General features: G+C 32.9%; 12 protein-coding genes. 7 read left to right on the top strand and 5 right to left on the bottom strand.

Annotated elements, in window-relative coordinates; translation table 11 throughout:
* Positions 1–149 precede the first annotated feature (149 nt).
* Positions 150–671 (bottom strand): YceI family protein, encoded by a 522-nt coding sequence (locus tag RCH18_RS00930; RefSeq protein ID WP_326934880.1) that lies wholly within the window; start codon positions 669–671, stop codon positions 150–152.
* A 248-nt stretch (positions 672–919) separates the two neighbouring features.
* On the opposite strand from RCH18_RS00930, the gene RCH18_RS00925 reads away from it, so the two are divergent.
* Together RCH18_RS00925 and RCH18_RS00920 are read left to right on the top strand one after the other, a co-directional pair.
* Complete coding sequence (locus RCH18_RS00925) at positions 920–1,894, top strand: polyprenyl synthetase family protein (RefSeq protein WP_326934879.1); 975 nt, start codon at positions 920–922, stop codon at positions 1,892–1,894.
* A 79-nt stretch (positions 1,895–1,973) separates the two neighbouring features.
* The gene (locus RCH18_RS00920; protein WP_326934878.1) at positions 1,974–2,327 is read left to right on the top strand and encodes a hypothetical protein; all 354 of its coding nucleotides are present in this window, start codon (positions 1,974–1,976) and stop codon (positions 2,325–2,327) included.
* Between the two features lie 41 nt (positions 2,328–2,368).
* Here RCH18_RS00920 and RCH18_RS00915 read toward each other — a convergent pair whose 3' ends face one another.
* Positions 2,369–2,911, bottom strand: a complete 543-nt coding sequence (locus tag RCH18_RS00915; protein ID WP_326934877.1) for a hypothetical protein — start codon at positions 2,909–2,911, stop codon at positions 2,369–2,371.
* Between the two features lie 119 nt (positions 2,912–3,030).
* On the opposite strand from RCH18_RS00915, the gene RCH18_RS00910 reads away from it, so the two are divergent.
* The 5 genes from RCH18_RS00910 to RCH18_RS00895 all read left to right on the top strand — a co-directional run bounded on the left by RCH18_RS00910 (position 3,031) and on the right by RCH18_RS00895 (position 8,570).
* The gene (locus RCH18_RS00910) at positions 3,031–5,805 is read left to right on the top strand and encodes a 2-oxoglutarate dehydrogenase E1 component (protein WP_326934876.1); all 2,775 of its coding nucleotides are present in this window, start codon (positions 3,031–3,033) and stop codon (positions 5,803–5,805) included.
* A 59-nt stretch (positions 5,806–5,864) separates the two neighbouring features.
* Positions 5,865–6,035 carry a DUF4160 domain-containing protein gene (locus RCH18_RS16100; RefSeq protein ID WP_442788134.1) on the top strand — a complete coding sequence of 57 codons (171 nt, stop codon included), beginning with the start codon at positions 5,865–5,867 and terminating at the stop codon, positions 6,033–6,035.
* Between the two features lie 91 nt (positions 6,036–6,126).
* Complete coding sequence (locus tag RCH18_RS00905; RefSeq protein ID WP_326934875.1) at positions 6,127–6,252, top strand: DUF2442 domain-containing protein; 126 nt, start codon at positions 6,127–6,129, stop codon at positions 6,250–6,252.
* A 27-nt stretch (positions 6,253–6,279) separates the two neighbouring features.
* Positions 6,280–7,527 carry a 2-oxoglutarate dehydrogenase complex dihydrolipoyllysine-residue succinyltransferase gene (gene odhB / locus RCH18_RS00900; RefSeq protein ID WP_326934874.1) on the top strand — a complete coding sequence of 416 codons (1,248 nt, stop codon included), beginning with the start codon at positions 6,280–6,282 and terminating at the stop codon, positions 7,525–7,527.
* A gap of 290 nt (positions 7,528–7,817) precedes the next feature.
* The gene (locus tag RCH18_RS00895; RefSeq protein WP_326934873.1) at positions 7,818–8,570 is read left to right on the top strand and encodes a ThuA domain-containing protein; all 753 of its coding nucleotides are present in this window, start codon (positions 7,818–7,820) and stop codon (positions 8,568–8,570) included.
* Positions 8,571–8,634: 64 nt separating this feature from the next.
* Here the strand turns inward: RCH18_RS00895 and RCH18_RS00890 are convergent, their stop codons facing one another.
* From RCH18_RS00890 to RCH18_RS00880, 3 genes are all read right to left on the bottom strand, one after another.
* Positions 8,635–9,075 (bottom strand): retropepsin-like aspartic protease, encoded by a 441-nt coding sequence (locus RCH18_RS00890; RefSeq protein WP_326934872.1) that lies wholly within the window; start codon positions 9,073–9,075, stop codon positions 8,635–8,637.
* 423 nt (positions 9,076–9,498) lie between these two features.
* The gene (locus tag RCH18_RS00885) at positions 9,499–11,601 is read right to left on the bottom strand and encodes a prolyl oligopeptidase family serine peptidase (RefSeq protein WP_442788133.1); all 2,103 of its coding nucleotides are present in this window, start codon (positions 11,599–11,601) and stop codon (positions 9,499–9,501) included.
* A gap of 121 nt (positions 11,602–11,722) precedes the next feature.
* On the bottom strand, positions 11,723–13,942 hold the full coding sequence (locus RCH18_RS00880) for a TonB-dependent receptor (protein ID WP_326934870.1): 2,220 nt from the start codon (positions 13,940–13,942) through the stop codon (positions 11,723–11,725).
* Positions 13,943–14,066 lie beyond the last annotated feature (124 nt).

Below are 14,066 nucleotides of genomic sequence, written 5' to 3'. Positions count from 1 at the left end.
TATGCTGAAATAATTCAGTATTTTTTAATTGAGTTAAAATTGATGGCAAATGGTTATTTTATTAAGTTGCAAATGTAAGAAGGAAACTTTAAACACTAAAATAGTTTCCTGTTATTTCTAATTTATTTAACATTTAGACTTTGGTTTATTTAAATGCTAAATTCTAAGTTGGCAATCAGCTTAATATCTTTTCCTAAAGCTAAACCGCCATTTTGATTAAAAGAAGTAAAGTTTAAACCAAAATCATTACGATTAATTTTACCACTGACTTCAAAAGCGGCTTTTTGATCTCCATCATAATTATTTATTCCTATAAACTGGGCATCAAGCTCTACTGATCTGGTGATGTTTTTTATAGTTAAGTTTCCTTTTAGAAAATTAATATTTCTATTTATCTTTTCAAAAGAAGTGGATTTAAATTGAATAAGTGGATATTCCTTTACATCAAATAAATGATTCATTTTTAAAGATTTATCTTTTTGTCCTGTTCGAGTTTCTTTAGTATTTACATCAAGTGAAAATTCTATTGAAGCGTCTGCAATTTCATTGTTTTCAATGTCAATATGTCCATCAAATTTGTTCATTGTGCCTGTTAAATAGGCTATCAGTGAATGTCTCATTTTGATAAGTACATCTGATTGACTAGGATCAATTTTCCACTTCGTTTTCATAATTATCTGTTGTATTTAGAATTTAATCGAGCGTGATCTTGATACTACATCCAGTAATTGCCCCACTAAATTTTCGTGCAAATGTAAATCGGAAACGCTAAATACCACAATAGTTTCCAATGTATTTTATTTTTTTAACATTTGTCAAAGTTCAAAAATTAAGTTTATTGAGTTTCTTTGCATTGTAGAAGTAAAAGAAGCTTGTTTTACCACATTTTCCTGAACAGGAAGTTTAAACAAAAAGTATAATGCATACCATATATCAATATCAAGAATTTCTTTCTGAATATTTACAGTCTCAATATGAATCTAAAGAACCAAAAAATTTATATGAGCCTATCCATTACATATTAGATCTTGGCGGAAAGAGAATTCGTCCAGTGCTCACCTTAATGACTGCTGAAATTTTTAATGTAGATTATAAAAAAGCATTACCAGCAGCACTAGCTGTTGAAGTTTTTCATAATTTTTCATTGGTTCATGATGATATTATGGATGACGCTCCGCTGCGAAGAGGTCACGAAACGGTACATGAAAAATGGGATTTAAATACTGGAATATTATCTGGTGATGCAATGTTGATTTTAGCTTATCAATATTTTGAACAATATGAACCCACGGTTTTTAGGGATTTGGCTAAGTTGTTTAGCAAAACAGCATTAGAAGTTTGCGAGGGACAACAATGGGATGTCGATTTTGAACAAAGGGATGACGTTACTATCGCTGAATATCTAAAAATGATTCAGTATAAAACTGCTGTTCTCGTTGCTGCAGCTATGAAAATGGGAGCAATTATAGCTGAGACTTCTACCGAAGATGCAAACTTAATCTATGATTTTGGATTAAATCTGGGATTAGCTTTTCAATTGCAAGATGATTATTTAGACGCTTTTGGCAATCCAGAAACCTTTGGAAAACAAGTTGGCGGCGATATTATTGAAAATAAAAAAACCTATTTGTATTTAAAAGCCATGGCTTATTCTGATGCAAAAGACGCAAAACAATTGAGCCATTTATTTACGATTCATCCAGAAGATAGTTCAGAAAAAATTGAGGTGGTTAAAGCACTGTTTAATAGTTCAGGAGCTTCAAAAGCGACTCAGGATGCCATTCATGATTTTACTTTGAAAGCTTTTCAAACACTGGAAAAAATAAATATTAGTGTTGAAAAAAAGGATATTCTCAAAAGTTTTGGCGAGAATTTGATGGGAAGAAAAGTGTAAATCCCAAATCCCAAATCTGAAATCTAAAATCGTTAATCTACAATCTACAATCAAGACTATTTTGCAAATCTGAAATTCCATGTACTTAGCACCTATCAATACTGACTTACTGCTATTCGAGGCTGAAAAAGAAAGTTTATATCTTGCATTAGTTGAGCAACTGAATAAAGATTTTAATTTGGCTAATGAGTCTATTGATTTAGCATTACGTATTACTCCTGACAATCTCAAAAGTCAATTGCACGAAAAAATTTATCGTCTTATATCATATAAATTTGCTGAATACCTCAATTTACTTTACATAGTTGATGTATCCGAAGAGGCAATAAAAAAACTTGATGGTTCAGATTTAGTAATTCTAGCGGAACAAGTTTCTTTTTTAATTCTAAAGAGGGAATGGCAAAAGGTTTGGTTCCGAAATAGGTATAAATAGTAAACATTTCGTTCGTTTTCTCAAAATCTTTTATAATTTCATTAAAAATATATTCTCACAAAAGGCATAAACGCACTTCCATAAATACTATTTTTATCACTCAAAACATTATATCGCGCTCCTATAGTAGCGATTCCTGATCTATATCCTACACCAACAAAAAGGGCTGTGTTCCAAAAATTTTGTGAATTACTATTCGAACCATCTAAATCTACATTTACTCTTAGTTGCTCTAATTCAGCCGAAAGTTGAATCGATCTTATGGGGTTCAATAAGCCTATTACGCTTCCACCATATAAATTTGAAGCGTAAAAATCTTTTTGTTTTAAATATTTGTATTGTAAACCTACACCTAATGCGGCGTATTCATTAAAATTATAAATTGCACTTGGAGCCACTGAAATATCAGTGTAACCAGAGCCAAATCCCAAACCTAACCCACCTCCAAATTGTACCTGTCTCCAAAAGTTATTTTGTAAATTACTGGTATTACCGTTTTGTTGTGCATAAATGCAAGCTGAAAATAATAGCGCTACCCATACTAAATAAGTTGAGCAAGCTTTTAAATAGTTGTAGTTTCTCATGAGTTTAGTGTATTTAACAAGATTCAATGTAAAAGTATCTTAAATTAAAGTATAAATTTATTGTATTATTGTACTTTTGCCAATCTATTTTAACAAAATCAGTATATTCAATAAATATTATGGATAGGTTTTCATTTTTAAACGCAGCACATACAGAATTTTTTTCCCAGTTATATGATCAGTACTTAGAGAATCCAGATAGCATAGAACCTAGTTGGAGAAGTTTTTTTCAAGGTTTTGACTTTGGAATGACTACTTACAATGATGAAAATCCGGTTGAGCAAATTGTTAATTTTGCCACAGACAATACCGATTGTAGTTTAGTATCTGACAATCTTCAAAAAGAATTTAATGTATTAAAATTAATTGATGGGTACCGTACTCGCGGTCATTTGTTTACTAAAACAAATCCAGTGCGAGAAAGACGTGCCTCATCGCCTACACTAGAAATTACTAATTTTGGACTTTCAGCAGCTGATTTAAACACTGTTTTTGATGCGGCTAAAGTAATGAATCTTCAGCCCAGCACGCTACAAGAAATTTTGAAGCATTTAGATTCTATATATTGTCAGCATATAGGGGTTGAGTATATGTATATTCGAAATCCAGAAGTAATTCAATGGATTCAGAATAAACTAGGGGTTAATGATAACCAACCTAGATTTTCTACTGATGAGAAAAAAGCGATTCTTAATAAATTAAATCAAGCTGTTTCATTTGAAAACTTTTTGCATACTAAATATGTAGGACAAAAACGTTTTTCTCTGGAAGGTGGCGAATCAATTATTCCTGCTTTGGACGCTTTAATTGAAAAAGCAGCAGAAAAAGGAGTAGAGCAATTTGTAATGGGAATGGCGCACCGTGGTCGTCTTAATGTTTTAGCCAACATTTTTGGTAAATCTACCCAAGACATTTTTGGAGAATTTGATGGTAAAGATTACGATCAAGAATATTTTGATGGTGATGTAAAATACCACCTAGGTCTTACGGCTGATAAAACTACAAGCTCAGGAAAAAAAATCAATATCAATTTAGCTCCTAATCCTTCGCACCTCGAAACAGTGGGTGCGGTAATTGAAGGAATTACAAGAGCAAAACAAGATAAATATTTCCCAAATGATTTTTCAAAAGTATTGCCGATAGCCGTTCATGGAGATGCTGCAATTGCTGGACAAGGGATTTTATATGAAATTGTGCAAATGGCGCAATTAGAAGGATATAAAACTGGTGGGACAATTCATATTGTGATAAACAATCAAGTTGGGTTTACTACAAATTATATGGATGCGCGTTCTTCTAAATATTGTACTGATGTGGCCAAAGTTACTCTTTCACCAGTATTACATGTAAACGCAGATGATGCTGAAGCTGTTGTACACGCAATGTCATTTGCTTTAGATTATAGAATGCAGTTTGGTAGTGATGTGTTTATTGATCTATTAGGCTATAGAAAATACGGACATAATGAAGGTGATGAACCTCGATTTACACAACCCGTACTTTATAAATTGATTGCAAAGCATGAAAATCCTAGAGATATATATACTGATAAGTTGCTTTCAGAAGGTGTAATTGATTCTACTTATATCAAAGGCTTAGAAACAGAATATAAATCTAACTTAGAGGTAAATCTTGAGGAATCTCGTAAAAAAGATTTGACTATCATCACTCCATTTATGCAAAATGAGTGGCAAGGTTTTACAAGAGTCTCTACTGAAGAAATGCTTAAAAAAGTAGACACTTCTTATACAAAAGAAGGTCTTACTGATGTTGCAAATGCAGTTTGTAACTTGCCAACTGATAAAAAATTTATTAATAAAATCCAAAAACTGATTAACGATAGAAAGACCATGTTTTTCGAAAACAACTCTTTAGATTGGGGAATGGCTGAACATTTGGCTTATGGCTCATTACTACAAGAAGGATATGATGTTCGCATTTCTGGGCAGGATGTAGAACGAGGAACTTTCTCGCATCGCCATGCTATTGTAAAAGTGGAAGATTCTGAGGAAGAGGTTACGTTAATTAACAAATTAGAAGGCAGAAAAGGAATGTTTAATATTTATAATTCCTTGCTGTCTGAATACGGAGTTTTAGGTTTTGATTATGGTTATGCATTAGCAAATCCAAATGCCTTAACAATTTGGGAAGCACAATTTGGGGATTTCTCTAATGGAGCTCAAATTATGATTGACCAATATATTTCTTGTGGCGAAGACAAATGGAATAATCAAAATGGAATTGTTTTATTATTGCCTCACGGATATGAAGGACAAGGAGCTGAGCATTCTTCTGCAAGAATGGAGAGGTATTTACAACTTTGTGCACGTCATAATATGTATGTTGCTGATTGTACCACACCAGCTAACTTTTTTCACTTGTTGAGAAGACAAATGAAAACTACTTTCCGTAAACCACTTATAGTATTTACACCTAAAAGTTTGTTACGTGATCCAAGATGTATGTCTCCAATTGAAGATTTCACACAAGGATCGTTTCAAGAAACTATTGATGACGAGAAAGTGAATAAGGCGGAAGTAAAAACATTAGTTTTTTGTACCGGTAAATTCTATTATGATATCACTGCCGAAAGAGAAATCAACGGTCGTAATGATGTTGCAGTAGTAAGAATTGAGCAATTATTCCCTTTACCGATAGAACAGCTTAAAGATATAATTTCTAAATATCCAAACGCTGATGATTATGTTTGGGCACAAGAGGAACCAAAAAATATGGGTGCTTACAGCTTTATGCTGATGAATTTTGATTTAGTAAAATGGAGATTAGCATCGCTGAGAGCTTATGCAGCTCCAGCGTCTGGAAGTTATACTCGAGCTAAGCGTCGTCACGCCGATGCTATAAGAATGGTATTTGATAAAAATTTATTTATTTAGTGCTACGGTATTACTAATTGATGAATTTTGATTTAATTTATAATCATGAGCATTAGCCAATTTATATTTACATTAGTAAAGTTGAAAAAATTGCAAAATTAGATTTGGAAAATATTGAATTGGTAAAATCGTCAAGATTTAATTCAACTCAATTGAAAACATTACGTAATTTAGTAGAAGCAAATCTAGATCTTGTAATACAAAAATGGGATGAGTTTTTCAATAATTAGTAAATAAAAAAATGAAGTAGATATTGTTTTTTCTGAAAACAAAATGATTGTTTTCTTAGAAGATGATCGTGAGTAAGCCGTTCCTCTGGAATTGTTTCCTAGATTGCGAAAAGCAATTAAAGAGCATCTTAAAAAATGGAGAATCATTGGTAAAGGCGAAGGCGTTCATTGGGAAGAGATTGACGAAGATATTTCGATTAGGAATTTATTAGAATAAAATAACACACAAATAAAATTATAAAAGATGATTTTAGAAATGAAAGTCCCATCACCAGGGGAATCAATAAAAGAAGTTGAAATTGCAACTTGGTTAGTAAAAGATGGAGATTATGTAGAGAAGGACCAAGCAATAGCTGAGGTTGATTCTGATAAAGCAACATTAGAATTACCTGCTGAGGCAAGCGGAATCATTACTTTGAAAGCAGAAGAAGGTGATGCTGTTGCTGTAGGGGCAGTAGTTTGCCATATTGATACTGAAGGTGTTAAGCCATCAGGTGATGCGCCAGCAGCTGCAGCTCCAAAAGCAGAAACTAAAGTTGAAGAGAAAAAGGTTGAAGAGAAAAAGGTTGAAGTTGCAGCGGCTCCATCAGTAGCTCAAACTCCGCCATCAGCGGCTGCTGGTCATCCATCTCCAGCTGCGAGAAAAATATTAGATGAAAAAAACATAGAAGCAAGTTCAGTAACAGGTACTGGAAAAGCGGGAAGAATTACTAAAGATGATGCTGTAAATGCAGTTCCGTCAATGGGAACACCTACTGGTGGATCTCGTGGCACGGAAAGATCAAAATTATCGATGTTACGTCGAAAAGTAGCGGAGCGCTTAGTGTCTGCAAAAAATGAAACCGCAATGTTGACTACTTTTAACGAAGTAAACATGACACCAATTAATACCATTCGTAATGAATACAAAGATGCATTCAAAGCGAAGCACGGTGGAGTAGGTCTTGGTTATATGTCTTTCTTTACAAAAGCAGTTACTAGAGCACTACAAATGTATCCTGATGTAAATTCAATGATGGATGGCGATTATAAAATTGCATTCGATTTTTGCGATATTTCCATTGCCGTTTCTGGACCAAAAGGACTTATGGTTCCTGTGGTTCGCAACGCTGAGAATTTAACTTTTCGTGGTGTTGAAGCAGACATTAAAAGATTAGCGATAAAAGCACGTGATGGTCAAATTACTGTTGATGATATGACTGGTGGAACTTTTACGATTACTAATGGTGGTGTTTTTGGATCAATGTTATCAACCCCTATTATTAATCCTCCACAATCAGGAATTCTAGGAATGCACAATATTATCGAGCGTCCTATTGCTGTAAATGGTAAAGTAGAAATTCATCCTATGATGTATGTCGCATTATCTTATGACCATAGAATTATCGATGGTCGTGAGTCTGTAGGATTCTTAGTTGCTGTAAAAGAGGCGCTAGAAAATCCAATGGAATTACTATTGGATAACAATCCTAAAAAAGCATTTGAATTGTAAATAGTTAATTTTCAAAATAGAAATCCCAAATTCCAAATCAGGTTTTTGGGATTTTTTTATTCAAATCATTATTTTTTAACTACATTTTTATTTAGTTAGATTTGTAAAAATAATTAACGCAAAAACGCAACTGACAATTTTTTAGTTTAATTTATTGCGGCTTTGTGTGAAATTAGCATTAATAAGCTGGAATTAAATAAGTAATACAATAAGCTAAAAAATGCAATAGTTACCTCATATTTATCACGGTTTTATCGTGCAAAAATATGATCGTATATTAAAAGGAGCCTATGAAAATTAAAGTAATATTATTAGCAGTCATTTTTAGTACAAGTGTTGTTTGGGCAAATCCACTTACCAAAAAACGGGTCTTAGTCTATACTAAAAACGGCAAAGGATTTGTGCACACTAATATTGCTGCAAGCGTCACTGCTTTTATAAAAATAGGGCAGCTAAATAATTTGATAGTTGATGTGTCAAATGATCCTTCTGTAATGAATAATAAAAATCTGTCGAAATATAGTTGTCTCATTTTTTCGAATACCAACAATGAAATTTTCGATAATGAGCAACAACGGCAAGATTTTGCAACTTATATTCGCAATGGTGGTGCGTTTGTTGGAATTCATATTGCTTCGGGTTCTGAGCGCAATTGGCCATGGTTTCATGAAATGATTGGTGGTTTATTTATCAGACATCCCGCTTATCAGTTATTTGACATAAAAGTAATTGATAAAAAGCATCCAGCTACTACTATGCTTCCTGCCGTTTGGAAAAAAGAGGATGAATGTTACTTTATGACTGAACTTAATCCAATTAGTCAAGTATTATTAGCCGCTGATTTACGAACGGTAATAGACAGTGAAAAAAGTATCTATCCTGGTCGTACTTTTGGCGATTATTTTCCTTTAGCATGGTGTCATGAGTTTGAAGGTGCTAGAGTATTTTACACTGCTTTAGGACATGATGAAAAAGATTATTCAGAACCTTTGTTTGTACAGCATCTTACTGGAGGGCTTTTATGGGCTTTAGGCAAAAACTAAAGAAATTTTAGACCAGTGTAAACTAAAGTCTTAGTTAGTTAATTTTCGAATTCTAATTCTTGAATCATTTCAGCAAATATAAATAGTGATTGTAATAATCAACAATTGCTTTTCCTTTCATCAAAACGTCGGCACCAATGATTCCATGAACAGGTTTGGCTTTATGTTGCATTAATGCTTCATTTACGTGTGATAAATCAAAAATAACTAAGTCAAATTCATTGTCTTTCCAGTTTCCTAGTTGTAATTTATTTTGAGTAGCCATTTGTGTCAACATTCCTGTTGCACCAGCTCCAGAAGCTCTAGTTTTTGAATTTTCAGCATTCAATAAAAATAAATCTATGCTTTCAAATCCAATACAGCTATTGGAAGCACCAGTATCTAATATGAAATTTCCCAATATGCCATTTATTTTTGCTTTAATTAGTAAGTGCTGCGTTTTAGAAATCTTAAATTTTATTTTTTTATAATTTTCCTTTTTAAGGATTAGGTGCAGGTCTTTCATTTTTAAACTTATTTCAAAATTTTTTAAATGGGAATTTGATTTTATTGGTTTTATAAAGATAATATATCCACTAATGCCCGCATCATCTTTTTTAAGTAGATGTGGTTAATGATGCGCAAACTAGTATGTTTTAAATATTAATGTCAATTTAAAATTTTTATTTTAATCTCTAAATCTAAATAATTATTAGAATAGTAAACCCTGATTCGTATCAACGGTATTGTTGGTCAAAAATACTGCTTTATTCGTATTTGGTTTTATTTTACATACAAATACAAAACCTAAAAAAAAACGCCATTCTTTTGAATAGCGTTTTTTAGTAATCATTCTTTTTGTTAAGAGCAATAAAGTCCAATTGTTAACTATGCTTTTAAAAATAATAATCTAAATCTTTGATTTAATTGCAAAAGTTTAAAATGATGTTTAATACAATTTAGGCAAAATTACGATCCTCATATTGTAGAATGTAAAAGCTTGGATATCTACATTTTCTTGAATCGTAGCCGCTACTGATTTACCAGCTCCATGTCCTGCATTAATGTCAATACGAATCAAGACTGGATTAGCTCCTGTTTGTTTTTCTTGCAGTTCAGCTGCAAATTTAAAACTATGCGCTGGCACAACTCTATCATCGTGATCACCTGTAGTTACCATAGTCGCTGGATATTGAATTCCTTTGCGAATATTGTGTACTGGTGAATATCCTTTGATATAGCTAAACATTTCCTTATTGTCTTGAGCTGTTCCATAATCATAAGCCCAGCCTGCTCCTGCAGTAAAAGTATGGTAACGCAACATATCTAGCACACCAACGGCTGGTAAAGCCACTTTCATCAAGTCTGGTCGTTGTGTCATTATGGCTCCTACTAATAATCCACCGTTTGATCCACCACGTACAGCTAGATAGTTTGAAGAAGTATACTTTTCAGCAATTAAATATTCAGCAGCAGCAATGAAATCATCAAATACATTTTGTTTCTGCATTTTAGTTCCTGCATCATGCCATTTTTTACCATATTCGCCTCCGCCACGTAAATTAGGTACAGCATAAATACCACCATTTTCTAACCATACTGCATTTGCAATGCTGAAACTAGGAGTTAAGCTAATATTAAATCCACCATAACCATAAAGCATCGTAGGATTAGTTCCATCAAGTTTTAGACCTTTTTTATGGGTAATAATCATTGGAATTTTAGTTCCATCCTTCGACGTGTAGAAAACTTGTTTAGACTCATATAATTCGCTATCAAAATCTACTTTCGGTTTTTGATACACTGCAGAAATTCCCGTTGCAGGATCAAATGAAAAAATGGAACCTGGCGTTATATAATTTGTAAACGAATAATAAAGTGTCTTTTCTTTTTTCTTACCTCCAAAACCTCCTGCAGTTCCTACACCTGGTAATTCGATTTCACGTACTAATTTTCCAGAGTAGTCATATTGTTTCACCAGTGAAACGGCATCTTTCATATAATTAGCAAAGAAATAACCAGCGCCAGTTGATGGTGACAATACATTTTCAGTTTCTGCAATAAAATCTTTCCAGTTTTGTGGTTTAGGATTGCTTACATCAGCAGTGACAATGCGTTTATTTGGCGCATTTAGATCTGTTTCTATAAACAATTTTGTTCCCTGATTCTCAATAATACTATTGTCGCTTTTAAAATTATCTATTATTGTAACTATAGCACTATTCGGCTTTGTCAAATCTTTGATATATAACTCATTTCCATAAGTGGAGTTAGCCGCTGTAATTACAAGATAACGATCATCCTCAGTAACGCCACCGCCTACATAACGACGTTTTTGATCTGAGCCAAAAATAACTTGATCTTGTTTTTGTGCTGTTCCTAATTTGTGAAAGTATAACTTGTGTTGGTCTGTTTTGGCGGATAATTCACTTCCTTTTGGTTTATCATAACTAGAATAATAAAATCCTTCATTTCCTTTCCAAGATACCCCGCTGAATTTGACATCAACTATAGTGTCTTCCATGATTTTTTGAGAAAGGGCATCCATGATAATCACTTTTCTCCAATCGCTACCTCCTTCCGAGATAGAATATGCTACTTTAGATCCATCTTTAGAAAAATTTAATCCACCTAAAGAAGTGGTCCCATCTTTAGAAAAAGTATTAGGGTCTAGAAATATTGTTTCAGTTCCACTGGCATCTTTTCGGTATAAAACCGACTGATTTTGCAAACCGTTATTTTTGTAGTAATATGTATAGTCACCTTCTTTAAAAGGCGCACTTATCTTTTCATAATTCCATAACTTTTCCATTCTTGCTTTTAGCACATTTCGAAAAGGTATTTGAGATAAATAATCATAAGTAACTTCATTTTGCGCCTTTACCCAAGCACCTGTTTCGGTTGATCTATCATCTTCAAGCCAACGATAAGGATCTGGAACTTCAGTGTCAAAATATACATCAACAGTGGTTCCTTTACTTGTTATAGGATATGTAAGTGGTTTTAAGTTTTGATCTTGACCAAAACTAACCATCGCCGAAGATACAGCCATAATTAAAAAAGTTTTTTTCATTATTTTGTTTTTTAGGTTATTACAAAAATAGGGAAATAGTTAGTGTTGTAAATGTGCTAGAGTCTTAAATAAAACTAAAAAGCTGAATTTAATAATTGTTTTACAACGTAAAATTCAATCCTAAAACAATATTTCTTCCAATATTAGCTAAACCATCATTTTTTAATCGTGATAAATGTGCAATATATCTTTTGTCAAACAGATTATTAGCATTGATATTAAGCTCAAAAACTGTTTTCATTATTTTGATAGTTCCACCTAATCCTAAATTAATTAGAGTATATCCATTGGATTTGGTTTCAAACATACTTATGTTTTTTTGATTAAAAGTACTAGAAATGTTTAATGTTGCAAATCCGTCCTCGAGCCATTTTTTAATTTTGAATTCTGTTCTAATGGTATTCTCCCAATTGTTTGCAGGAATCAATGGTAGGTATACGCTTCCGCCATTTTGAGATTTCTTTCTAGCGGTTACCGTTTCAAAACTAGTTTCATAATGCAACCAATCTAAAGGATGCGGATGCAAATGCAAACCAATTTCTCCACCATATAAATTAGCATTGTCTTGAATGTATTTAAAAACTAAATTGTCATCGATAGCCGCTCCTGTTGGAGAAGTATAAATGTAATTATTAATGTGATTATAAAACCCATTTACAAAAAATTCAAAATGACTGTTGTTGTATTCTAGATTGACATCGGTTTGAAAATTTTGTTCCGTTTTTAAATCGCTATTTCCTATTTCATAACGGTTTGTTCCTTCATGCACCCCATTTGAAGTCAATTCTGCTAAATTAGGCGCTCTAAAACCAGAAGCAAGATTCAATCGCATCGTTAAATCAGCAGTTAAACTGGTTTTATAACCTAATGATGCATTAAAACTATCAAATGATTTATCAATCGCTTCAAATGATCCTTCTTGACCAGCTATTCCATTTGCATCAGTTGAAATATTTCTATTGTCAAACCTCAATCCTGCTTGTAGTACATTAGCATTCCATTCATAATTTGCCGTTCCAAATGCACCAAAATCAGTAGTCACAGCATCAGGAATCAAGTATTCTTCTCCTGAATTTTTATTGGTTTGATGCATTCCTTGAACGCCAACGATAGTTTCTATTTTTCCCGCTTTTGGAAAATGATATTTAACATTGTAATTAAATGTTTTTAATTTCATTTGCAATGCCGCTTGATCGCTATCTTCAAATTCACTTCTGTCATTAGCAATATAGCCCAAGTCCAAATCTATTTTTGAATCTTTTAAAAATATAACCGAGTTTACACTTAAAAGATGATTAGAAATTCCTTGTGCTGGATAGGCAGTTTTTTTGTTAGTAGTTTGCTCATCAATTCCGTTCTCAGTAATTCCTAAATCTAACTTATTATAGTTATAGCGAAAGATGGTAGAAAATTTAGAATTGTTGTAACCTATACCGGTTTTGAAATCAGTTTCATTATAACGCGTATTGGTCACTCTATCACCACCTGCAATTTGATAATCAGAATGCGTATTGTAACTTCCTCTAGTGATAAATTTCCAACTATCAGTGGATGTTTTTAATCCTATTGAAGTGTTGCGTCCGGATGTATTAGAGAAATATTTTTGACTAAAATTAGCTTTAACGGTATTGACATTAGCAAATCTTTCTGGGTTAAAATATAATACGCCTCCAAGTGCATCAGAACCATATAATAATGAAGCGGGACCTTTAATGACTTCGACACTTTCAACACCAGCATCATTTAACCCTAAACCGTGTTCATCACCAAATTGCTGATTTTCTATACGAACACCTTGGGAATATACCAGCACGCGATTGCCACTCAAACCCCTGATTACTGGTTTTCCTATAGAAGTTCCTGTAGATACTTGCGACACTCCTGGAATAGTAGCTAGACCTTCAATTAATGTAGCGGTTCCTTTTCGTTGTAATTTTTTGATGCTCTCATGTTCGACTTTCATCACATTTTGTGATTGAATTTTATTAAAAGCAGTAGATACAATAACCTCATCCATCTCGAATATCATTTCTTCCAGAATAATATCTAATCTATTTTCTCTTTTTTCGCCGTTAACGGTTATGTTTTGAGTGCCATAACCTATGAGAGAGAAATTAATTTTAAGGGTTTTATTAGGCAAATTAGAAAAGGAATATTTTCCGTTTTCATCCGTAGTAGTTCCTTTATTGAGTTCAGATAGTATTATTGAAACACCTGGTATTGGTGTGTTAGCGGAATTAGTTATGGTTCCCGAAATTGTGTTTTGAGCATGAAGCATGGTAGAAATTCCCAAAAATAGGGATATTATAAATTTTTTCATTGAAATAAATTTTATTCTCTTCCGGTAATCTGTAGATAAATAGATTGATGAGAAGTGAAGATTTTAGTAAATAATAAATGCGTTCTGCAAAATCAATGAAATGAAATTGCAAGAAGAATTGATG

The organism is Flavobacterium sp. PL11 (genome assembly GCF_035985025.1).
Lineage (GTDB): Bacteria > Bacteroidota > Bacteroidia > Flavobacteriales > Flavobacteriaceae > Flavobacterium.
Note: the sequence above shows the minus strand (reverse complement) of the source record. Positions and strands in the feature narration are given on the sequence as shown.